A 23,724-nucleotide genomic window follows, 5' to 3' on the forward strand; every position below is an offset into this window, starting at 1 on the left:
GGCCTGTTTAAAATGATGCTTCAATATTAAGAAATAATGCGGAAGCCAACTCGGCATTTTTTGCAGCCGGGTAGTGATCCTGATAATTGGCAGCGATTTTGATGTTCTTTATGGGGATGTATTCTATCCCTGCAATCAGACCTGTTTCATCATTAGCCAGATTCCATGGAACAGATTCACCACTCAGTATGTTGGAATCGATTTTGTCGTACCGGGCAAAAATTCTGGTGGCAGGGAGAATTAAGAAATCACCGGTAATAGAAAATCCATAAACATCGTGATTGTCCTGAAATTCACGGTTCCAGTGCATGGCATATTCTCCCCCGAAAGAAAATATTTTATTGGAATAACCGGCGAAAAAAAACTGCTGTTGACTGACTGACTGTCTTCCTGGAGATATCACCATAAATTCGCGTTACAAGGCCATCAACAGGGTAAACTGTAATTCCCACGGCACCTTTAAAAGTGTCGTCATTTTGGAGACTTGAATAGCCTTCCCCGTTAAAAAATGCAACATCCACATCGAAGAAGTCCATTTCCAGTTGAGCCTTGGCTCCTATATCGGCACTGGGGCCGAAGTTATACACATCCATGAAGGGTTTGGCGATATAACGTCGTTTCCAGAATTTTTCCTGAACTTTAAATTGCACTGCATCCTGAAGTCCGAATGTCAGTTTAATGTTTTCAAGGAGTTGATAATAAACAGCAGCAGTTTTAAAATATCCGAATCGACGAAGGAGTGAATATTCGGCATCGTTTGGAGAACCAATATCGAGTTTTATTTCAGCCGAAAATTCGGGGGAAATAAAATATTCATATCCCAGATAAGCGCGGCGTACTTCAAAGGCCGTTTGTTTTTCGCTTCCCTGAAGGGATGTGTTGAAATTGGTAAATATTTTACCGTAAACACTTCCCGAAGGTTCAAATTTTCCGGTTTGCCCCACTTCCTGGGCACTGATATAGCCAAAAGGCAATAGCAATAGCATTACCCCAGGGAGGGCAATAAAACAGTTTCTTATTCGCATTTCCCAACAATTATTAAAAAAAAGGGACATTGTCCTGTGTGAAACAATGTCCCTTGGAAAATAGTAAAGATTATTTTTTTATCGCTGCCACAAAATCGCGTTGCGCCTTCAATAAATTAACAAGGTGCAAGAGCATATTTTGTGTTTCATGCAAAATCGACAGATAAAGCATGCTTATTTTTGTGCCTGCTTTTTCCTTCTTGATGCGCTTCAATTGTTTTTTGCGCATTCCCTTGATAACATCAATCAGTTTTGATTGTTCGTCAACCAAGTCCTTAAGGTGTGAAAAATCAGACTGGTCAATTATATTGTTGGCCTTCGTGATCAGTGATCTGACTTTGCTTTCCAGAATATTAATTTCTTCAAACTGTGCCTCAGAGAAAACTTTGTGATTGTTGTCCAGATGCTCATAACAAGGATTCACAATGAACGTAAGCGAGTGTACGGTTTCACGAAGGTAGTCCACCACCTGTACATAATAGAGGCCTGAATCAATCGATTCTTCCTGAAGTTTGCGTACGGTATTGTAAATATTGTTTTTCAGTTTCTTGGTACGCTTGTTAAGCGAGGCAACTTCTTTTGTGTTTTCCTTCAGGTGTTTTCTATCCTCAGCTTCGAAGAAGTTAAGAGATTCGCTGTAGAGTTTTGAAATGTCCTTCAGCACGCTGGAAACACTGGAACGGCATTTTTCCAGAACTTTTTCGGAAAGTATTTCACCATTTACTTCCTCTATTTCCATTTCGTTGTAAAGTTTGGTTTCGCTATCCTGCTTTTTGGTGATGACATGTGTGCGGTAAACCATGAAGGCCGCAAGCAGTACCAGTGCGAAAATGGCATAATTTCCACCAAACATCAGGATGGTTGCCATGATAAAAGCCACTGTTGCTGCAGAAAAAGCAGTAAGGAACCATCCGCCGATGACCGAAACAACACCTGTAATCCGGTAAACGGCACTTTCGCGTCCCCAGGCTCTGTCGGCCAGGGATGTTCCCATTGCAACCATAAAGGTAACATAAGTGGTGGACAGCGGAAGTTTCATGGATGTAGCATAGGCGATCAGGATACTTGCTACAACAAGATTTACAGAAGCCCTCAGAGCGTCGAACGACGAGGCTTCTTTCCCCTTTTTTTGCTGTTCTTCTTCGTATGCTGAGATATCGAACTGTTTGTCGATAAAGTTGCGAACCTTTGCCGGGATTACCGCATTGAAGGATTTGGATATAGCTATGCTGCCTCGAACAATGGAGCGTGCAAAAAATGAAGAGCCAAATCTTTCTTCTCCTTCCGATTGTCTTCCCAGGTCGAGCGAGGTTTGAACAACCCGCCTTGCTTTTTTGGATGTCCAAAGTGTAATGACCATAATGAGTCCGGCAATTATCAACAGGTACCCTTCGGTTTTAACTTCACCTGCCAGTGAATTCATCAGTAACTGATCGGCAGGGGTTCCGGATGCCTGGTATATTTTAAAGGATTCCAGACCTGCCAGTGGCACTCCAATGAAATTGACCAGATCGTTGCCTGCAAATGCCATGGCAAGTGCGAATGTTCCTGCCAGAACGATTACTTTCAATATGTTGAATGTAAACAACCAGTTGAGTAATTGAATTACTACGGTCCAGAATATCAGGCTGTAGAGAATGATCTGGTTCTCGTTGGATGTAATCCATGTTTGAACCTCTTCCGACATAAATGTAGCCCCCTTTGCCCCTTTGACAATCAGGAAATAGGTAATGGCTGTAATGGCGATGCCTCCCCAGAGAGCTCCGAAATATTTAAGTCTTCGTTTATAATTGAAAGAAAACAGAATCCGGGTAAAATACTGAACGATCATCCCCACGGTGAATGCGATAACCACGGAAAGCAAAATTCCGGAAATGATGGCCAGCGCTTTTGCAGAATTGATGTATTCGGCCAGCGACATATCAGGATTGTTGGTCGATTTAATGGCTGCAACACCAATGGCAGCACCAAGTAATTCGAACACAATAGATACTGTCGTGGAAGTCGGGAGTCCGAAAGTGTTGAAAAGATCCAGAAGAATTACATCTGTCAGCATCACAGCCAGAAAGATAATCATGATCTCTTCAAAGAGAAAAAACTGCGGATTAAAAATGCCTTTCCGGGCAACTTCCATCATGCCTCCCGAGAAGCTGGCTCCCACAAAGACTCCGAGAGCAGCTATTATCATTATTACTTTAAAGGATGCAACACGGGCTCCGATGGCAGAATTAAGAAAGTTTACAGCGTCGTTGCTGACTCCTACCACAAGGTCAGAAACAGCCAGAAGAAAAAGAACGCCGACGATTACCAGGTAAATTGTTTCCATTTGTTGAAGTAAAGTTTAATTTTCCGGTGGCAAACATAGTTTCTATTCAGATGCAAAATATTTGGTTGTTGTTAATTCTGTGTTAAGGAATTGTTAAGGATTTCAATTAAATTGTTTATATTTAGAGATTTAACACCTAATCGCTACAGGTATGATGAATTTATCTATCCACCATTAATTGCGATGGATACAATTCATCGTTCCTAACAGGCTTTTTTCTTGCTCAAGGCAGGTTATGCACTATTCAAGGCCAGCGTCTGAGCTACTTAGATCAATGAGCCCGGTCTAAAAAGCATCTTTGTTGCCAAACTCGTTGTTGTTTTAAATTTTTGCATCCTCATTAACAACAAGTTAACTCCGGTAAAAAATTTAAAACGCCTTGATTTTGACAAACATACGCTTTTTATACTGCACTCATCAACAGATTTAAAATTAGTATAATTTCAACAAAGTTATTGGCCGAAAGAAACTAAATTCAAAGATATGGAAATGTGGATAAAAAAATAACAAATATTAAAGGGTGTTTTTTTCAATTTTGCAATCTTTGTGGGCGAAAATTTGTAATTGATGTACTGGAAAACACTTTTTGACGGAATAATAGTCGGATTTTCTGCATCCGTACCTTTGGGACCAATTGGTGTTTTAATCATTCAGCGAACATTGCAGAACGGCAGGTTATCGGGTTTTTGTTCGGGTCTTGGCGCTGTAATGAGTGATGTAATTTATGCCATAATTGCGGGTTTTAGTTTGTCTTATATCGTGTCGTTTGTAGAAGCTCAGATGTTGTGGCTTCAGTTGGGAGGCGTGATTGTATTGACAGCGCTGGGAATTAAAATTTACCGCACCAACCCGGCGGTCGGATTACGACGTCAAAAGAAAGGGAAGCATAACTTGATTAAAGATTTTGTTTCAACCTTTTTTCTCACGCTCAGCAATCCGTTGGCGATTTTTCTTTTTATCGCTTTTTTTGCCATTTTTAATGTTTTCAAACCGCAATACGGATTGGCAGACCACATGATTATAATTTCCGGTGTTTTTATGGGAGCTTCCTTATGGTGGCTGATGTTGACCTCTTTGGTAGGATTGTTCCGCTCAAAAATTAACCTGCGACGACTTTACTGGATCAATAAAATTGCAGGCTCGCTTATAATTTCGCTTGTTCTGGCGGCTTTTATTGTCTGGTTAGTTAAGGAGTATGTCTGAGGAGATGATGTCCGTATTTTTTATCAGGCGTTGAAATGATTAAATCCTTGTCCGGAAAAATCTACAGTTTTACCGTTTTCGGTCCATTCGATTTTCCCGGGGGTATTTCCATCAACAATGACACCAATGGGAGAGAGGGGATAGGGAAATTGTTTATTGTATCGGTTGGCCAGTTCGCTAAAACATGATTTTTCAACAGTAAGCAGTAACCGATAGTCTTCACCGGCAGTAACAGCCAGATTTATTGCGTTCCATCCCTCTTTGCCAGAAACTTTTATCAGATCATCGGAGAGTGGAATTTTTTCCAGTTGGATGGTCGCTTCGCATCGCGATGCTTTGAGTATGTGCGTCAGATCGGAAGCAATACCGTCAGAAATATCCATCATTGCCCTGACACCGGGATAAGAGGCGAGCCATAGTCCCTCTTTCACAGCCGGTTCAGGTTGGTTATGCCATCGGGTTAACCGATGGTATGCGTCGTCTGTTTTGTCGATGTTTTCCAGAATTATTTTCAGTCCGCCTCCTGAATCACCCAATGGACCAGTAACACAAATTATATCACCTGGTCTGGCAGACGACCTTCTGCGGGCTTTTCCCCGTTCAATTTTTCCCAGGACACAGACATTGATGGTCAGTTTTCCGGGTGATTTAGTGGTATCTCCTCCCAGCAACGGAACATCATATTTTTCGCTCAGCTCCTTATAGCCCTCCATGAACCGGTCAAGATATTCAACTTCGACATCAGGAGGGATGGCTATAGAGAGAAAAGATGCCGTTGGTTGTGCGCCCATGGCGGCAATATCACTCAAATTGACAGCCAAAGACTTGTATCCCAGGAGGAATGGTGAAACTTTCTCTCTCAGAAAATGTATGTCTTCAATAAGCATATCCGTAGTTACGACCTGCTCAAATTTGTTATCAAGCGGCATGATGGCACAATCGTCACCTATTCCGGTTACTCCTTTTTCTTTTTTTTGTGCAAAGTTTTCAGAGAACCGCTCAATAAACCCGAATTCGCCAATTTCAGAAAGCTTCATCAGTACAAATCAGTTTTTATCCTCGGGAGGAAGTTCCTTCATTTTCAATTTTTCTCCTGCATCTTTGACAACGTTTCGGTAGTACTTCTCATCATAGCCGGGAAATTTTGGCGGATACGGATGGCCATAGTCATTTCGAAGAAATTTTCCGTCCTTTTCGGGATGAATGTTCCCGTCGAGGTACTTAATCATCAGAAACTGTCCGAGTTTCCGCCATTTTTCAACGGTTATGCGTGCCTGGTTGTGGGTGTATTCGGTGAGATATTCTCCGGCCAGAGATGGTTCCTGTTCATATAACAGGCTTGCCGTGTTATCGATGGCGGGTTGCATTTTCTCAAATTTATCTTCCAACTCTGTCTGCACTTTCCGGATATCCTCAATCATGTAGCTGTAGCGGCTGTATGACATATTGGAAACCCAGTTGAAAACCCAAAAAGCAGCATCCGGGCTAAACTCAAGCATATTGCCGTTTCCTTCTGCATATTCGTAAGGTGCACTTTCAATGCCGGCATACATGGGAACATAGACCGAAGCATTGGCATCATCAACACCAAACCAGAGAATGCCACCAACAGGGTTTGGAAGCCAGTTACGCATTTGTGCCACAAACGAGAATCCGGTTTGCTGAGTGGCAATGGCACGTTCGTTGAGGTATTCCACGCTGTCTACTTCCCATGTCAGGGGTCGCCAGCGATAGGGCACTTTAAACGGACCGGCTCCTGCATCTTTTGTCATGTCGAGTGGCGTCCCTTCAAAATGATCGCGCATGATGTTCATAATATCTCTCGTGCTTACTTTTTTCGCGGGTTGGAAAAATAAAGGCATCCGCTCCTCCGATTCGCCCATGATGAAATCCGTATATCTGTCGGCCTCTTTTTCATTGACATGACGAAATGCACTCCATACCCTGGCTTCGCAAAACCGAATGGCACCGTAATCTAAGGGAGCATAAGCATCGGCAAAGCTGAAATCCTTGTTTTTACCATCAAAATACCCCTGTTCACGGGCAAAAGAGATGACATCGTGTGAGTAGAGGCAATTTTCTTCATCGTTCAGAGGAAACGTAGTAATACGGGCCTGGTTGGCGTGTGCAGTCATGTATCCATCAGGCACTTTACGTGCAACCCATACAGCTCCTTTGTTGTTCGGCCCTTTGCCAATCATTTCCATGATCCAGACTTCATTGGGATCGGCAATGGAAAAGCTTTCGCCTGAGCTGTAATAGCCGTACTCTTCAACAAGCGACGTCATGATATTGATGGCATCGCGAGCGGTTTTTGCCCGTTGTAAAGCAACATATATCAGGCTTCCGTAATCCATAATGCCTGTAGTATCGCGCAGTTTACTGCGACCACCAAAGGTTGTTTCGGCTATTGAAACCTGGTTCTCATTCATGTTTCCGATTACTTTATAGGTATGGGAAACCTGCTTTATCTGTCCCAAATATTTTCCGGTATCCCATTCATATATATCGAGCATAGCATCTTCGGGATGGTCCTGAGCCGGCCAGAAATACAATTCGCCGTAAAGAACATGCGAATCGGCGGCATACGTGATCATTGTGGAACCGTCCACGGAGGCATTCTTTGAAACCAAAATGTTAGTACAGGCATAAATTCCGGATGTGTTCATCGAAAATCCGGTAATCAGGGCGATTATCCCAAGTAAATTCAGTGTTTTTTTCATATCAATTCAATGTTATGCTTTATTGTTTTGAGGGGGAAGAGTTGCAAAAATAAGAAAAAACGGGTGACCGGACATGATAATTGACAAGATATTGGAAGAGGGGTTTAAAATGGGGTAGTAAGCAGCCTCGATGCTTATGATGATCTGCCCGAAAACATCCCTGACCTTTTTGCTGAAAGACCCATAATCATATCCGGGAAATACAGGGGACAACCGCAAGGTGTATTAAAAGTAACTCAACCTCAACCTCAACCTCAACCTTAGCTGTTTGGGGACAACCGCAGGGTGTATTAAAAGTAACCGGAAAATCAGGAAAGAATACCATCTCAAAAAGCCTTGAAATTAATGCTGATAATCATGAGAATAAGGCTCCTTATTTTATTAAAAAGGCGGAACTGTTTATTCCGCCTTTTATCAGTATAAAATTAGTCTAAGTTATTGGTCTGATGGAACTCGCATGATTATGTTTTATACATGTTCTTTTGCGACAAACCTTGTCATGCTCGTTTCATTCGTATATAATTATTCTAAGTTATTGGAATGATACAACTTATCATACTTTAATTGATGTTAGATTCTTCGCTCCGCTCAGAATGACAAACTGTCTAATGTCATTCTGAGGAGGTAACGACGAAGAATCTGTTCCCTGTTTTTAGTTTCTTTGATGATTAGAGGTTAATTATACATGTTCTTTTGTGACAAACCTTGCCATGCTCGTTTCATGGTGATGATTTTTTATGGTATTGTTTGTAAATTACCACCTCTTTATGAAAAAAATCAATACCCGGTGTGATTATTATTGCTTGCAACTCTTTGTAGACAAGCTTGAATATTATAAAATCCCATTCTTTTATTAATTTTACCTGTCGACTTTTTCGAAAAAGGATTATTTACGACATCGTGAAATCATTAATAAAAACATATTTCCAGTTTAATGAATAGCAAATTTTTCACCAACGAAGAATCCGATACATTATTAAATAAAATCAAAGGAGTATTTGAATATAAGAACATTTACTTTTTTGATGCTCTCGTGGGATATTTCCGGGCTTCGGGATATTTTCAAATTCGTGATTTTGTTGAGAAAGCTGCCGAAATTCGGGTTCTTGTGGGGATTAACATTGACAAGTTGGTTTTGGAAGCGCATCAGCAGGGTTTGCTTTTTGATCCAAATGCGGAAAAGGCCCAAGAGGAGTTTTTCCAGAGTGTCAGGCAAAACATTCAGGAGGCAAAATATGACCGTAAGGTGGAGGATGGTATGTTGCAGTTGATTGAGGAAGTGGTTAAAAAAGGGAAATCAAAGACATTGTATTCACGAGTTATCCCTGTTATTTTGTTGCGCAAAACCTTGCCAGGGCGGGAAATTAAGGGGCATAATCTGACGTGTAAGTTGTATGAAGCTAAGTCCGGAATAATAAGAATTTATCTTTTTCATGAAGAAAATAAGGGCAGAGTTATTGTTGTTGGAGGTCTTAAGGATAATCAGGATAAAGACTTGAAATCAGTAAAAAGGATAATAAAAGATTATCAGGATGAAACGAGCATGACAAAGATTGCCACAAAAGGACATGTATAAGTTCTTGCATGCGAGTTCCATCCGACCTTGATAAATAAATTTTATGCGGATGAAAAGAAACGAGAATATTAAAGAAAAAATACTTAATGAACCTTCCTATTGGATCGAGGGAATTAATGGTTTTCTATATGATGCCATTGTTTCTTATATGGAAGAAAATGGCTTAAACAGGACGAAACTGGCTGAATATTTAGGAATAAGCAAAGGCCGTATTTCACAAATTCTTAATGATGGAGATATTAATTTCAGCATTGCCAAAATTATTGAAATTGCACTGAAGGTTGGTAAATATCCTGTTTTTGAGTTGCAGGATAAACAAGAATATTTGAATCGTTCTCCAAAAACAAAAAATGTGGTGAATATGGTTATGGATTATGACACGGAATCTTTTGCTGACCAGGAAATTCATGAAGATGGTTCAGATGCTGAGACTCCGGTTGTGTCCATAAATAATAATTATACTATAGAAAATCAATTGGCTTATAGCGAATAATGGCAAAAGACAAAGGACATATAAAAATAGAATATAAGATCATTAAGATCCATACAACGGAATTCTTTTTTGAAGATTTAAGTGAACAGGAAATCGATCAGTTGATACAGAATTCAGGTTCACTTGCCATTAATATTAATAATACGGTGAATATTGATGCGGCGAAATCTGTTATTGCAATAGATGTTTCATCCAGACTTTTAAAAAAAAGTGATGAAACGGTATTGATCCGTCATACTGGCCGAACAGCTTTTCAGATCAAAAATCTTCGTGAAACTTTTGACGAAGAGCAGCAAATGTATAAGATTCCAACCGATTTGTTGGTACAGCTGCATAGTCTGGCTTATTCTCACGCACGAGCATTAGCTGCAACAGAAGTTAGTCCGACAGCTTATAAGGATAAATTTTTCCTTCCGGTGGTTGACCCTTCTAAATTTATTCAGAAGGAATAAAATAGTAAAGGATATTTCAAACTTAAGAAGGGGCCGCTGAATAACACTTAAATAATTAATAATAAATTTGAAACAGACTGCTGACTTTTTCAGCAGCCTCTAAGTAAATGGATTTCGGCTGGTAATAACAATCGGGAAAGATGTCTTCGAAATTCTTTTAAAAGGTTCGCAATCTTTAATTCTGGTTCCGGCCCGCAATATTGTAAACCGAACCTCACCTTCCGGTTATTTGTAAGTAATTCACGCATGCGATTTTATACTGTATTTGGGCTTCAGTATAATCGTTAAGTGACTTTTGAAGTTGTGCCTGAGCATCAAGCACGTCCGATACGTTTACCATGCCGGCTTCGTAACTGTTTTGATTAAGCCGGAGATTTTCGTCTGCTTGTTCTACTGAAATTTTTGCCAATTGCAATTGCTTATAGGCTTCGTTAAGCGTATTTCGTCCTTGTTGCATTTGTAACATCAGTTTTTCATTGGTGTCGTTTACCCTGTTCCGGTTTTGTTCCTCTTTAATTCGGCGTTCTTTCAATTTGTGTTTGGCTTCCCACCATCCCGATATTGGTACGCTGATGGTTCCGAATGCCATTCCGAATCCGTCCCCGCTATCGTCCATAATATCAAGATATAATGCTCCTACACCTATTGCTACCTCCGGCAGATATTCGCCTCGTTGCATTCTTGTCAGGTACTTTTCGGCATCAATGCTTCGTTGCAGCATCATGTATTCTTCCCTGTTTTTCAGAGCTTCGAAGTGATCCACGTAGTACATTTCAGGTGTTTCGGATATCTCTATATCATCAACGAAGTTGATGTTCTCTGAGTATTCTACACCAATAAACTGGCAAAATGCCATTTTGGCCAGTTCTATTCCGTTTGTCAATTGGCTGAGGTTCATTTGCAGTTCATTCTGTTTCAATTTAACTTTTAGCAAATCATTTTGTGTAACCATTCCGGCCTCCCACGCGTCGAAAACCTCTTTGTGTAAAGTATCGACAAGATTAATGTACTTTTCAAGGGTTTCCTTTTTTTTGTTGAGTAAAATAATTTGCCAAAAATTTTTTTCGGTCTCCAGTATCATCTCCTTTTCAGTGATTCTTAACTGAAGTTCGCTTACCTCAACTCCTATATTGGCGAGTTTATTCCCTGTGGATATTCTTTGTCCGGCATAAACGGGCTGAGTGGCCGTTGCGATGCCAATAACTCCTTCTTCCAGCATAGGGATTGCAGCCCCGGGGAAATAGGCAAATTGTGATGCTGTTTGTAAATTCGCGGGATTACCATCATAAACCGGTAAATCTCCGCCCGGCATCTCCATGTTTATCAAAGGGTCGGTAAACCGGTAAGTAAAAGCAGTAGCGCTGACCTGTGGAAAATATTTTGTATAGGCGGCCTTTTTCGCCTCCTTAGACGCCTCCACTTCAAGCATTTTGTTGTTCACACGGGCATTGTTGCTTAACACCATTTCTATACACTGATCCAGGGAATAGGTCTGTGCTTTTACTGAAAAGGGTAACAACAATACAAAAACTGATATGATGGAATATTTTAGGTTCATTGTACTAAAATTTATAATTGTCTTATTTTCGTGTCCGGGATTTCACTTGATTATTATCTTTATCTCTGATGTCAAGAATTTTAACACGGACAAATAGTTTCCAATAGACAACAGGTAAGGTCAAAACGAGTAATACCATTCCAAAAATAGTTCCCCAAAAAATTGTAATACCCGTAGGCGACCATAGCGATGAATTGCTGATAATCATGGGAATAATTCCTATTGCAGTTGTCATTGAAGTGAGAAAAATAGGAACGATGCGTCTTTTACCGGCTTCGTAAGCAGCTGTTTTTGCATTTTGCCGCTCTTTCGTTCGTGAATTTTCGGCATGTTCAAACAGGATGATTGCATTTCTTATGGTGATACCGAAAAGCGTGATAAGTCCCATAAGTCCGGTTAAGCTTAACGGGGTACCTGTAATCCATAACCCGAATGCCATTCCGGGAATAATCAATGAGAGTGACAGTAAAGCGGTAAGCGCAACACTAATTTTCATAAAATTGAACAATAATAATAAGAAAAACAGACAAATTGCGACAATAATTGCCTTCGTAATCAATGGTATAACCTCTCTGTCGGCTTCATAAACACCTCCATATTCAAATTTTATGTCATGAGGTAATATAGGAGATATTTTGTTTTCCATAATATTGCTCATTGCTGAAAACGCATCTGATTCGTTTGCCCCTCTTTTCACATCAGCTAAAATGCTGATTGTACGTACACCGTTGCGGCGTACAATTTGTCCTTCGTTCCATACCGGTTTAACTGTGGCTACCTGACGTAATGGGACCGATATCCCGGGAATGGCGGTTGAGATGTATTTATCTTCAACTTGCTCCGGATTATCAAAATCTTTTTCTTTCGCCGTTTTCATCACAATTGACAAGGGATAATCCTCCTCCCAAACCGTTTCAACAGGAATGCCTGAATAGTATCCCGCGAGTTCCAATTCTGTTAACCCTCTTACAACACCCAACCTTGAAGCTTCAGTTGTATTAAGATTTATTTTCATGCCCGGCAGCGGTTCTTCATAATTGGTGTGTAACCAAACCAATTCCTTAATGTCACTAAATGATTGAATGATCGTGTCAGCATATTGTTTTAGTTCAGAAATATCATCACCAGATAAGCGCACTTCCATCGTGTTTTCTGCCAGGGTGTACTCTAACTGCTTAAATTTGACGAAAGCATTGGGATAATGATTCTGATATTTTGAAGCATAGTCATCGAGTACATCGACCGTTGCCTGGTTCGATGTGGTATTGACTATAAACTGTGCAAAGTTTTCCCCACCAATATTTGGAGCATAAGTGGATTGGAAACGGGGGGATGACATCCCTATAAATGAAGCTATCGAAGTCACCCGTTCGTCTTGTGCCAACACTTTATATACACTGTCAGCAACACTTCGTGTCTCTTCAACGGGTGTTCCGTAAGGCAGGTATATCTCAACGGCAAACTGATCCCGGTCGGCATAAGGAAACATTCGCGTATCAAGATTGAAAAAAACAACCAAAGAAAAGATTACAATAACAGCTGTTGTACATATAGTAATATAGGGATACCTGAAAGTCCAGTCCAATGCCCTATTGTAAACATTCTGTACAATTCTGTTCAGATTAAATTTTTTATTGTTCGAAATAACCTTTCTCTTTATGAACAAATACTCCATAAAAGGGATATAGATCATTGCCAGGATGAAAGAAACAAACAACGCTATGCTGAATGTCCATGGGAAATGAATGATAAAGTCTTTCCATATTCCTGTAAGGATAGTTAAAAGAGGGAAAAAGACAATACAAATCGAAAAAGTTGCGAGCAAAATAGCTCCGCTGTAATTTTGGGCACTGAGTACAGCCGACCTCCAGCGCGAAAACCCTTTTTCAAGATACTCAAAATAACCGTCTATAACCACTACGGAATTATCCACAATCATGCCCAATACAATAATCAGAACCGCGAGGGTAACCATATTGAGCGGGATGCTGAATATGTACATTATACCCAGTGTTATAAATATTGTGATGGGAATGGTTGTAGAAGCTATAACGGCCGTTCTGAAAGGGAAAAGAATCATCATAACAAGAATGACCACTATAATGGCTATTATGAGGTCGCGAAGGAATGAATTTATAGAGTTTTTCACTACTTTGGGTTGGTCGGCAATGCGTTCAATGGATACATCGTCGGGGATAACAGTGGAAAATTCACTCAGAATCTCATCTACATCTTTGCCATATTTTACGATGTTAAACCCCTCGCGCATTTCCATAGAGAGGATAATTGATTTTTTCCCGTTATTCAGGGTATAGCTCGTCGGACTTTCGTACTCTCTTTTTATGGTTGCAACATCTTTTAGCCTTAAAATATTTCCCTGCGGGTCGGAATAAATGATTTGTTCCGCTACTTCCTTCTCTGTATCGTATAAGGGCGAAACGTATAAAGGCATATTTCCCTGAGTGGTTTCTATCATTCCCGAGTAGGTCGTTACCCCCTGAGAAAACAGGGTGGTTGCCAATAGTTTGTAATTGAGGCCGTACGCAGCCAGTTTGTCCCGGTCTAAATAAACGGATATCTGTTCTTTCTGAAGCCCGTATTTACGCAGATTGGAAGCTGATTTAAGCCGACGTAATCTGTCTTCCAATATCTCTGCATAATCTTCCAGTTCGCGGTAGGTACGGGTATCCGATTCCAATGCAATAAGTAGCGCTGAGGTATCTCCAAAATCGTCGTTTGCAATAACGGCCAATACACCGCTGGGAAGCTGTGATTTAAAACCGGATAATCCATGTTTAATTTTTGACCATACTTTGTCCTTGTCTTTTACATTCTCCTCTAATTCTACCATCACATAAACAATTCCGTCGCGGGACATGGAATAGGTTTTTTCTCTCCTGACTTCATCATAAGTGAACAGGAATCTTTCCAACGGTTTTGTAAGTTGTTCTTCAACTTGTGCCGAGGTGGCCCCGGGATATACGCCGACTACTAATCCCTGCCGAATGGTGAATTCAGGGAACTCCTGCTTGGGCATTTCAATTAAACCATAGACGCCCAGAATCATTAGGGCCACTATAAAAAAGAACATTATCTTATGGTGGCGCATGGCCTTTTCTATTAATTCATAAACTTTACTCATAATGTTCTTAATTTTTGCCCGTCAGACACTTTTTGATACCCTTTTGAAATAATTTCATCTCCAATTGAAAGGCCACTGATTATCCCGACGCCCTCACTTTTTTGATGGCCTGTTTCGATGATCTGTTTTTTGGCTTGTCCGTTGACTACTTTCCATACAAATGTGTTCCCGTTACCATCCTGAAGAATACAATGATTGGGCACTACAATTGTATATTCACTCATGTTGTTCCTGATTGAGACATTACAAACCATTCCGGGTAATAGTTTATTATCGTGATTATCAACTAAAATCCAGGTATTGTAGGTGTGGGATACGGAGTTGGCGCTAACTCCTTTTCTGCTTACAGTTCCTTCAAAATGATCATCACCTGCTGCTGATACCCGAATAGTAGCCGGCTGTCCGATGTTAATAGTATTTATCTCTTTTTCGGGAACAGCTATTTTAATATTCACTTTCTCTATTTGAAGAACGGTTAAAACCGCTTGATTGGGAAGTATGTTTTCGCCTGCATCGGCCATCTTTCGGCCAATTATGCCACTAAATGGTGCATAGATGCGGCTATCTTCCAGTTTTTTTCTGGCGATTGCTTCTGCTGAGCGTGCTTGTTCAAGTTTTGTTTGCATCTCGATATACTGAATTTCCGGAAGGCTATTTTTGTCGTAGAGCGACTGTAGTCTTCTCATGGCATCTTCAGCCTGTCTGAGAGAAGACAAAGCGGCAGCATGCAAATTTGTTAAACTATATGAATTTAACTCTGCCAGCAGGTCTCCCTTTTTAACTGGTTGTCCCTCGTTAACATATATTTTTTCAATATTTCCCGTTACCGGAAAACTGACTGACACAGACAAGTCCTCCTCTATAATTCCGATATATTCACTGCGAGATGGTGTTTCGTCTTTTACAACCGTGTAAGTCTCCACAGAAATGTAATTTTCCTGGTCTGTATGGTCACTATTTTCTTTGCACGAGTATGCACTAAAAAACATCGCAAACCCCAAAAAATGAATCCAAAGCGGTTTTTTCATGTTCTAATCACTTAATTAAGTTGTTTTTTTTTAGGAAGTCAAATATATACCTGAATTATTAAAAAAAAGAGGATTGACCCTGAAAATTTTCTGAAATTGAGTTATCCTGGCAGGAACCGGGAATTGCATTTAGGGTTATTACAAATACAAACTTCCAAAAGCAGCACGAGTTACAACACGAGTTGCAGCACGAGTTACAACACGAGTTACAACACGAGTTGCAGCACGAGTTGCAGCACGAGTTACTACAAGAATCAAAACAAGAGTCTGTCTATAGTAAAGTGTTAAAGCTGTTAAATGACAAAACTCTATCCACCAGGGATATTTCCAGGCATTTAGGGCAAAAATCCATTTCCGGCCACTTGAAAAGAATATTGTCCAGATTAATTAAAGATGGATTAGTGGAATGGACAGAACCTGATGCCGTGAAAAGCTCAAAACAACAATATAAAATTACTGAAAAGGGTAATTTGTTCCTGAAGCTTATTGATAAAGACGAATTCAAATAATTTTCCAATACCCGGGAGAAACAAACTTTCTCTATTATTTAAAGTCATTATTTCTTCACAAAAATGGATTATCTGGGCAACAAAGAACTCTTAAACCTGCATAAAACCGGATTCCTATCATCCCGGAAGTGCCCGGCCAGTGTTGTGTTAAAAAGTTACGAATGGGCCAAAGCACAACGGCAACAGGGCAACTGTATCGTGTGCGGAAACCATTCAACAATCGAGAAAGATGTCTTCGAAATTCTTTTAAAAGGTTCGCAACCTTTAATTCTGGTTCTGGCCCGCAATATGAAAAGCCGTTGGGATGAAAACATTACAACTGCACTTAACCAGAACAGACTCTTAATTATTAGTCCTTTCCCTGAAAATGTAAAACGCATTACAAGGGAAACTGCTTATTGCCGAAATCTTGAAATTATAAAAATGTGTGATTGTCTTACAGTCGGGTACGTATCACCGGGCGGACAATTAGCGAAATTACTTGAGAAGAAAAATTTTAGTTATCTATAACCCAAACTGGTCTGGGTACACGTCTTACTTTCCGATACAAAAATTCTTAAAAATATTCCCCAATACTTCATCAGTAGAAATTTGTCCGGTGATTTCTCCTAAATAGTGGAGTACTTCGCGGATATCCTGAGCAATGAAGTCACCCGAAATGCCGGTTTCGAGTCCCTGGCGGGTGCGAATAATTCCATCGCGGGCATTTTTGAGGGCTTCGTAGTGACGGGCGTTGGTTACCACCACTTCATCGTTGTCAATGGCACCTGTATCGACTGTTTTCAGAAGTTCGCGAACCAAATGATCGAGATTTGTGTGGTGTTTGGCCGACAAGGGAACAATGGCATCGGCGCCTGTTAATTCCCGAAAAGATTCTTCGGAAAAGCGTTTTTTAATGGTATCGGGACTTACCAAATCTGTTTTATTGATGACAACAATAAGTTGTTGATGGCCTGAATTCATGTGATTTTTGACATCCGAGACCGCCTTGTGAATTTTTTTGTCCTCATCGCGGGCATCCATGATCAGGACAACGACGGAAGCTTGTTTTATTTTATTGTAGGTCAGTGCAATACCCATACTTTCCACCTTGTCGATGGTTTCGCGAATGCCGGCAGTATCGATAAATCGGAAAGTAATACCTTCGATGTTCATTACATCCTCAATAACATCGCGGGTGGTGCCGTGAACATCGGAAACAATGGCTCTTTCTTCCTGCAGGAGGGCATTGAGGAGGGTAGATTTTCCGGCGTTGGTATGACCTACTATGGCAACAGGAATACCGTTTTTTATGGCATTGCCCAGCGAAAAAGAGTCGATGAGTTTTTTGAGTACCCTGTCAATTTCGTTGACAAGGTTGATTAACTGAGAACGGTCGGCAAATTCCACATCTTCTTCACTAAAGTCGAGTTCGAGTTCGATAAGTGAAGTAAATTCAAGAAGTTTAGCCCGCAGATTGATCAATTGGTTTGAAAAGCCTCCTTTCATTTGCTTCAGAGCCACCCGCCGGGCCGATTCGCTGCGAGCTGCAATAAGGTCGGCTACGGCTTCGGCCTGACTCAGATCCATTTTTCCGTTGAGGAATGCGCGCTGGGTAAATTCTCCAGGTTTGGCCATGCGAGCGCCATTATCAATAAGAAGGTTTAATATTTTTTGTTGAATGTAGATGGCACCGTGACAGGAGATTTCGACAATGTCGTCTCCGGTAAAGGAATGGGGTGCACGGAAAAGTGACAACACAACTTCATCAATTTCTTTTTGGCCGTCTGAAATGGAGCCATAATGAATTGTTTGGGCACGTTGCTCACTTAACTTTTTGTGTCTGGATGCGGGCCTGAAAAGTTTTTCTGATATACTAATTGCCTCCGGACCGGCAATTCTGATCACGGCAATAGCACCGGTTCCGGGAGGGGTAGATATGGCACAAATGGTATCTTCGAGAATCATTGACTAATTTTTCTGCAAAGTTACTTAGAAAAATACACTTGCAATAGACCCTTAGATTTTCGGTTTATTTTTCAGGTATTTATTATATTCACGCAAAAATATTGACCGGCACTGATGCAAGTAGATTTATCGAAATATGACAACAGTTGGTATAACCCGGGACGAGGAGCAATAGGGCGTGGAATCTGGTACCTGATAAATGCGGTATTTTTTATAAGTCCCTTTTTCCCGGTTTCCTCACTCAAGGTTTGGCTGCTCAGGTTATTTGGTGCAGAAATAGGGCAGGGGGTTGTCATAAAACCCCGTGTCAATATTAAATATCCCTGGCATTTGAAAGTGGGGGATTATTCATGGATTGGCGAGGGTGTATGGATTGATAATTTATCTAAAGTTATCATCGGTTCCCATTGCTGTCTGTCGCAAGGAGCAATGCTTTTATGTGGTAATCATGATTTTACCAGTAAAACATTCGATTTGATGATAGGTGAAATTATTCTTGAGGATGGTGTCTGGATTGGTGCAAACTCTGTAGTTCCGGGAAATACTACATGTGGCTCGCATTCTGTGTTGGCCGTTCAGAGCGTTGCATCCGGGCGGCTCGAATCCTGTTGGATATATCGGGGGAATCCGGCTGAGAAGGTGAAACCCCGTGCAATTACTCATTGAAAAAAGTCATAATAGATGTTACGAAGTGAAGTCCTGAAAGCTGCATAAATATAATTTCCCTTTATGGTTTCCTCGTCGTTGCTCATTTTCCGGTATCTGGCACCAATGGTCAGGTTCATATTATTCTGAGGGTTGATGAGAAAAATGACATTCATTTCAGCCTGGGTAAGATTGGATTTAAGGCCCTGACCGATGGTGTGACCATAATCACCGGGTCGGGTGGTATTGGGCTTATGAATATCTCCTCCATAGCTTATATCCATTGAGGGATCAAGGCCTTTGGTGGCGAACTGGAGCTTTGTTTCAAAATGCCACCGTTTGATGCGGTATCTTAAAAAAGAGATGCTTTCACGAAAGTTAGCGCCCAGGGGATGAGCCAGTTCCTGGTAAAAATGGCCGTAATTGGTAATGGGCTGATAATGCGAATAGGTGTAAGGGCGTACCTGACTATATTCGGTCAGAAGGTCGAGATTATTAATGCCAAACAAATTAAAAATTTGCAGGCCGGCAAGAAATCCCTGTTTATTGGCCCACCATTTATTGGATGAAAATACCTCATCAAATTTAAATTCTCCGAGCACAAACTGACCATAGAGGGCGGCATCTTGCCAGGGAATGTATTTCATACTGATTCCCATCGTGACATTATCCGGCGAACCCAGATTGTATTCAACAGGCCGGAATATTACAAGTGGCGTGAGGTAATTCACGTCGAGTCCCCGGTATCCGACCGTATCTTCAGCTGCCCAGATTACACTTTCGAACAAGCCGAGGTTAAACCGGTCTCCCAGGTTCCAGCTGAGATAATGAAAGGCTCCGTACTTACTTTCATATCGCGTATCGCCAAGCGTTATATCCCTTTCGTAATGCTTCAGCTCGCTCACCATCATCATATATTTGGCATTCAGGAAAGTAGCGGTCATTTTCAGGTACGGATAGCTGTAGGCATTATCGGACAAAAAGAGCGAGCGATGTCCTTCGCCAATAAAATTTTTTCCGAATCCTGCCTGAAAGTTAAACCAACGGCCGGCATTGTATGAAATGTAACCCGTCGATTGAGAAAAATCGTGCCCGTTATCACCAAAATCTTTTCGTCGTCCCTGGCCCGGGACAATCCCCTTTTTGGCAATAAAAGCATCGATATAGCCGGGGAAAGTGGCCTGGTTTTCATACAAATCAACATAAAAACCAACGTTTTTGCCCAGGGAACCTTCAATCATTGCTCCACGGGTGTTGACAAACCAGGAATCGCCGGTCTGACCATCATGGCCCGCCTCGAAATTAAACAGCGGGTTAATACGGACGGATACACCGTCTTTATTCCATTCAAAAAGATTGTCGTGGAGGAAACGGCCGAATATATTCCGATGATCCTTTGATCGTGGTATTCCCCTTTGAATTAAAGAATCCACATTGTAGTATTCTTCTATTTCGTCCAGTCGGAGAGGAGCCAGGGCACTGTGAATATTCTGTCCGGGCACGTTGGTGATACGTTCAACCGGGTTTAATCCGTTGTGTTGCAAGTGATTATATATTTGACCATTTGCACAGGAGCAAAGCAGAGTAAAAACTATAAAGATTTGGTATCGCAGATTCATATCCTTTTAGTGGTGCAAAGATTACAACAAATATTGATGAGCCCAATCTAAAAAGCATCTTTGTTGCCAAACTCGTTGTTGTTTTAAATTTTTGCATCCTCATTAACAACAAGTTAACTCCGCTACAAAAATTTAAAACGCCTTGATTTTGACAAAAATATGCCTTTTATACTGCACTCATTGATCATTTAAAATCTGATAATCAGGGATATCAGCTTTCTTCATAATAACCCTGACCATATCCGTACCCGTAGCCGTATCCGTATCCGTAATGGTACCCATATCCATAGCCGTATTTCAGTCCGCGTTTTCCCCGTTTTACCATCAGGTCGTTGAAAAGGACACCTACATTATTAATACCTTCTTCCTCGATATGATTAAGCGTTTGAGTAAAAGCTTCCCTGATGGTAAAATTTTGACGGGCAAGGAAAATCAAGGTATCGGATTTTCTGGCCAGCAAAATGGGATCGGCCACAACACCCAATGGAGGCGTATCCAAAATAATAACATCAAAACGCTTTTTAAGCTCATCGAAAAGCCGATCGGTTTTAGCGGAGGAGATCAGTTCGGAGGGATTTGGAGGAACGGCTCCGGAAGGTATTATTTCCAGGTTTTCCTGATTTCCGCTGTAGATGATTTCATCAAGAGTGGCCTTGCCAATATAATATTGAGAAAGTCCGTTACTGTCGTCCAACTCAAAAATTTTATTCAGCCCGGGTTTTCTCATGTCGAATCCAAGCAGGATGGTCTTTTTCCCGGAATAAGCAAAAACTCCGGCCAGATTAAGTGCACAAAAAGTTTTTCCTTCGCCCGGCATGGAGCTGGAAACCGCGATAACAGGAGTTTTGGTTTCGGCCGTCAGATATTCGAGTCTGGTCCTTACTCTCCTGAAAGTTTCGGTAATAACAGAGCGTGGATGATCGACTATAATATTCGCGATGCCTTTGTAGCTGTGCATGATATGTCCGATAACGGGTTTATTGGAAAGTCGCTCGAGTTCTTCCGAGGTTGAAATTTTGTTATTCAATAATTGCCGGAGTATCAAAAAAGCCAGCGGAACAAGTATGCCTGCAAAAAGAGCTTTTTGGCGATTGGCCGATTTCCGGGGGGATACAATACCTGCAAACCGGGGAGTTTCCAGAACCGAATGGTCGGAAGTGTTGGATGCTTTCTGAATCTGAGCTTCAGATCTTTTCCTGAGCAAAAATGTATAAACCTCACTGTTGAGGTCAAACTGCCGTTCAATGCCCAAAAGTTTTCTTTCTTTTTCGGGAAGCTGATAAAGCTGCCTGGTCACCACCATTTTTTCATTCCGAAGTCGCTGAATGGATTCCTTAATAATGTTTTTTTGGTTGATGATGGCTTCAATTAACGTGTTCCTGGCTACAATGATTTGTTTATCCAGTTCCTTTTTGTAAGGGTTTGATTGTCCGTCCAGTGTAAGTCGTTCGTTGTTTAAATCGATTATTTTTGATATCTGTCCGGCGATGATCGGGTTATCTATTTCGAAAACTGCAGGAGCCAGCCGTTTTTCAAGAATACTGTCTGTTGAAAAATAATCTCCCAGATAGTTGTAATAGTTCAGTGTCAGATTTTTCTCTGATATTCGTGTATTAAGTTCCTGAATTTGTGTAAAAAGATGTTCTGCTTCGGAACTGATATCCTGAATCTGATGTTCGGTACGGAATGTACTGAGCTGACTTCCTTTCCTGGCAAGGGAATCGGAGATTATTAAAAGCTGTTCTTCAATGAATCTTATGGTATTGGTTGCAATTTCATTTTTCTTTTCCAGGTTTGCATTGATAAAGGTTTCGGAAAGTTTTTTGAGAAATGCAATATTTTTTTGATGGTTCGGACCGGTCACGGACAAATTAACAATGGTACTGTTTTCGCCGGCCTTCTGAGCCTGAAGAATACGGTAATAATTGGAAACAAGACTTTCGGGATGATTAAAAACAAAATAATATGATTTTTCCCCGGAACTTCCCATACTTTTATTTTCTATACGCGCTGTAAGCCAGGGAGTATGAATCCATTCACCAAAATTATATACTTCACTAAAATCAATTCTACCGTTGTGTCCCGAAGTACTTTCAGTTTTATAGATCAATGTAGCGTAATTATCGGCTTTAACCGAAAGTTCAAACCTGTTTTCGTCAAGAACGGTTATATACAATGGCACGTTGATGATTTGAGAAGCTGCCGGATCGTAGTGAACAACAAATCCCGGATTGGGATATATTTCAGTATCCTTAAGCCTTCCGGCAGCAAAATAGCTGATATGAAAATCTAACTGGTCGATGGTTTTCCTGATGATATCGCGGGATGTCAGCACAGCAATCTGATTATCAAGATTTCTTTGGCCGGGCGTAAGGCCAAATCCTTCCATCATGTCTTCTTTTGCCCTGTCAGCCCCTCTTTCTTCCATCAGAATAGACATAGAAGCTTTATAGGTGGGGGTGGAATAGCGGTGAATGACAAAAACCACCCCGAAAGACAGAAGAATGGCAACGGCGAAGAGCCACCAAAACTGCAGCAGATCATACAATAGCTTTCTGTAGTCGAGCATGAACTGAGGTGAACCTTCTGAATCGTGTCCGTGGTGGAAATTGTTTGTGCGAATCGTTGTCTTGTTCATTAAATTGCCGCTTTTCCTTGTTTCCTTTAAGTTATTGAGTTATTGCTGTGATGGAAAGATAAATGGCAAGTACTGAACTGATCATACCGAATGAGAATGACTCGCCAATACCAAAACTTTTGGCCTTCATAGGTCTCACGTAAATAAGGTCATTAGGATAAATGTAATATTCATCCGATCCTACAATATTTTTATCGGTAATGTCAACGAAAAAAGTTTTGTATCCTTCACCTTCAGGCCGGATAATTTTAACCTGCTTTCTTTTACCGAAAGTTTTTATATCGCCGGCCAAAGCAATTGCCTCATAAATGGTGATCTGTTCTTTGCCCATTTCAATACGTCCGGGCTTACCCACTTCGCCAAGTATAACAAACGCATCATTGGCCAGTCGTATTTTTACGTGTGCATCACTGACCATGGGTTCAAGAACTTTTTCCATTCTTTCACGGGCTTGCTGCAGCGTGCATCCTCCGAGGTCAACTTTTCCGACGAAGGGAAAATCAATTTGCATACTGTCGTCGATCAGATACGTGTATAACGACTGATTGAGTTGATTATTTCCACCTGAAGAACGGGTAGGATTAAAAAATTCCGATAGCTTTGGATTGCTTGTATTAACCTGGATATATAGCAGATCATTTGGTCGTAGAACATAACGCTCGGTAATCGTTGTAAGTTCGTTGTAAGGATTCTCATAATCCTTCCTGTCATCCTGATCCTGAAGATAGACTGTTTCTTTTTGTGGAATACAGCCGGTAGTCAGCAATACAAGCAACACCAAATACAATACAAATCGCATAAGAGGATGGTTTGGTTTTAAAGGAAAACTAAAATATTTCT

At 40.9% G+C, this 23,724-nt stretch carries 19 protein-coding genes; 7 read left to right on the forward strand and 12 right to left on the reverse strand.

What is annotated here, in order from left to right:
• Window positions 1-7: 7 nt before the first annotated feature.
• The 3 genes from ATH1_RS22140 to ATH1_RS0105180 form a co-directional block, all read right to left on the reverse strand.
• The gene (locus ATH1_RS22140) at window positions 8-406 is read right to left on the reverse strand and encodes a hypothetical protein (RefSeq protein WP_245531715.1); all 399 of its coding nucleotides are present in this window, start codon (window positions 404-406) and stop codon (window positions 8-10) included.
• On the reverse strand, window positions 339-1,025 hold the full coding sequence (locus ATH1_RS22145; protein ID WP_010418524.1) for a hypothetical protein: 687 nt from the start codon (window positions 1,023-1,025) through the stop codon (window positions 339-341). Before ATH1_RS22145 ends, ATH1_RS22140 begins: the two co-directional genes overlap by 68 nt.
• A 70-nt stretch (window positions 1,026-1,095) precedes the next feature.
• Window positions 1,096-3,351: an inorganic phosphate transporter gene (locus tag ATH1_RS0105180; RefSeq protein WP_010418527.1), complete on the reverse strand. Its 2,256-nt coding sequence runs from the start codon at window positions 3,349-3,351 to the stop codon at window positions 1,096-1,098.
• Window positions 3,352-3,918: 567 nt separating this feature from the next.
• Here ATH1_RS0105180 and ATH1_RS0105185 point away from each other — a divergent pair.
• On the forward strand, window positions 3,919-4,554 hold the full coding sequence (locus ATH1_RS0105185) for a LysE family translocator (protein ID WP_010418528.1): 636 nt from the start codon (window positions 3,919-3,921) through the stop codon (window positions 4,552-4,554).
• A 23-nt stretch (window positions 4,555-4,577) separates the two neighbouring features.
• Here ATH1_RS0105185 and thiL read toward each other — a convergent pair whose 3' ends face one another.
• Both thiL and ATH1_RS0105195 read right to left on the reverse strand, forming a co-directional pair.
• Entirely contained in the window at window positions 4,578-5,591 is a 1,014-nt protein-coding gene (gene thiL / locus ATH1_RS0105190; RefSeq protein WP_010418530.1) for a thiamine-phosphate kinase, read from the reverse strand.
• 9 nt (window positions 5,592-5,600) lie between these two features.
• Window positions 5,601-7,277, reverse strand: a complete 1,677-nt coding sequence (locus ATH1_RS0105195) for a dipeptidase (protein WP_010418533.1) — start codon at window positions 7,275-7,277, stop codon at window positions 5,601-5,603.
• A gap of 934 nt (window positions 7,278-8,211) precedes the next feature.
• Between ATH1_RS0105195 and ATH1_RS0105205 the strand changes: the two genes are divergently transcribed.
• The 3 genes from ATH1_RS0105205 to ATH1_RS0105215 are packed head-to-tail and all read left to right on the forward strand — an operon-like array spanning window position 8,212 to window position 9,798.
• On the forward strand, window positions 8,212-8,853 hold the full coding sequence (locus ATH1_RS0105205) for a phospholipase D-like domain-containing protein (protein ID WP_010418536.1): 642 nt from the start codon (window positions 8,212-8,214) through the stop codon (window positions 8,851-8,853).
• Window positions 8,854-8,902: 49 nt separating this feature from the next.
• Window positions 8,903-9,346 carry a helix-turn-helix domain-containing protein gene (locus ATH1_RS0105210; protein WP_010418538.1) on the forward strand — a complete coding sequence of 148 codons (444 nt, stop codon included), beginning with the start codon at window positions 8,903-8,905 and terminating at the stop codon, window positions 9,344-9,346.
• Window positions 9,346-9,798, forward strand: coding sequence for a hypothetical protein (locus tag ATH1_RS0105215; protein ID WP_010418541.1), 453 nt, complete (start codon window positions 9,346-9,348; stop codon window positions 9,796-9,798). Before ATH1_RS0105210 ends, ATH1_RS0105215 begins: the two co-directional genes overlap by 1 nt.
• Before the next feature lie 214 nt (window positions 9,799-10,012).
• On the opposite strand, the gene ATH1_RS0105220 is transcribed toward ATH1_RS0105215, so the two are convergent.
• Genes ATH1_RS0105220 through ATH1_RS0105230 form a run of 3 tightly spaced genes read right to left on the reverse strand, consistent with a single transcriptional unit; the run spans window position 10,013 to window position 15,526 of the window.
• The gene (locus ATH1_RS0105220) at window positions 10,013-11,356 is read right to left on the reverse strand and encodes a TolC family protein (RefSeq protein ID WP_010418545.1); all 1,344 of its coding nucleotides are present in this window, start codon (window positions 11,354-11,356) and stop codon (window positions 10,013-10,015) included.
• Window positions 11,357-11,378: 22 nt separating this feature from the next.
• Window positions 11,379-14,498 carry an efflux RND transporter permease subunit gene (locus ATH1_RS0105225; RefSeq protein ID WP_010418546.1) on the reverse strand — a complete coding sequence of 1,040 codons (3,120 nt, stop codon included), beginning with the start codon at window positions 14,496-14,498 and terminating at the stop codon, window positions 11,379-11,381.
• A complete protein-coding gene (locus ATH1_RS0105230) occupies window positions 14,495-15,526 on the reverse strand; it encodes an efflux RND transporter periplasmic adaptor subunit (protein WP_010418549.1) in 1,032 nt (343 codons plus the stop codon). The genes ATH1_RS0105225 and ATH1_RS0105230 overlap by 4 nt, the downstream gene beginning before the upstream one ends.
• A gap of 281 nt (window positions 15,527-15,807) precedes the next feature.
• Here ATH1_RS0105230 and ATH1_RS22555 point away from each other — a divergent pair, with 281 nt between their 5' ends.
• Both ATH1_RS22555 and ATH1_RS0105240 read left to right on the forward strand, forming a co-directional pair.
• The gene (locus tag ATH1_RS22555) at window positions 15,808-16,035 is read left to right on the forward strand and encodes a Fic family protein (protein WP_342626179.1); all 228 of its coding nucleotides are present in this window, start codon (window positions 15,808-15,810) and stop codon (window positions 16,033-16,035) included.
• Between the two features lie 63 nt (window positions 16,036-16,098).
• Complete coding sequence (locus tag ATH1_RS0105240) at window positions 16,099-16,545, forward strand: hypothetical protein (RefSeq protein WP_010418554.1); 447 nt, start codon at window positions 16,099-16,101, stop codon at window positions 16,543-16,545.
• Window positions 16,546-16,569: 24 nt separating this feature from the next.
• Here ATH1_RS0105240 and mnmE read toward each other — a convergent pair whose 3' ends face one another.
• On the reverse strand, window positions 16,570-17,982 hold the full coding sequence (mnmE, locus tag ATH1_RS0105245; RefSeq protein WP_010418557.1) for a tRNA uridine-5-carboxymethylaminomethyl(34) synthesis GTPase MnmE: 1,413 nt from the start codon (window positions 17,980-17,982) through the stop codon (window positions 16,570-16,572).
• 114 nt (window positions 17,983-18,096) lie between these two features.
• Between mnmE and ATH1_RS0105250 the strand changes: the two genes are divergently transcribed.
• On the forward strand, window positions 18,097-18,648 hold the full coding sequence (locus ATH1_RS0105250; protein WP_010418560.1) for a WcaF family extracellular polysaccharide biosynthesis acetyltransferase: 552 nt from the start codon (window positions 18,097-18,099) through the stop codon (window positions 18,646-18,648).
• On the opposite strand, the gene ATH1_RS0105255 is transcribed toward ATH1_RS0105250, so the two are convergent.
• The 3 genes from ATH1_RS0105255 to ATH1_RS0105265 form a co-directional block, all read right to left on the reverse strand.
• Entirely contained in the window at window positions 18,642-20,171 is a 1,530-nt protein-coding gene (locus tag ATH1_RS0105255) for a hypothetical protein (RefSeq protein ID WP_010418565.1), read from the reverse strand. The two genes, ATH1_RS0105250 and ATH1_RS0105255, sit on opposite strands and share 7 nt — an antisense overlap.
• A 286-nt stretch (window positions 20,172-20,457) precedes the next feature.
• The gene (locus ATH1_RS0105260; protein ID WP_010418567.1) at window positions 20,458-22,884 is read right to left on the reverse strand and encodes a polysaccharide biosynthesis tyrosine autokinase; all 2,427 of its coding nucleotides are present in this window, start codon (window positions 22,882-22,884) and stop codon (window positions 20,458-20,460) included.
• Window positions 22,885-22,915: 31 nt separating this feature from the next.
• On the reverse strand, window positions 22,916-23,683 hold the full coding sequence (locus ATH1_RS0105265) for a polysaccharide biosynthesis/export family protein (protein WP_139035262.1): 768 nt from the start codon (window positions 23,681-23,683) through the stop codon (window positions 22,916-22,918).
• Between the last annotated feature and the right edge of the window lie 41 nt (window positions 23,684-23,724).

This window comes from Anaerophaga thermohalophila DSM 12881, assembly GCF_000191885.1.
Taxonomy (GTDB): Bacteria; Bacteroidota; Bacteroidia; order Bacteroidales; family Marinilabiliaceae; genus Anaerophaga; species Anaerophaga thermohalophila.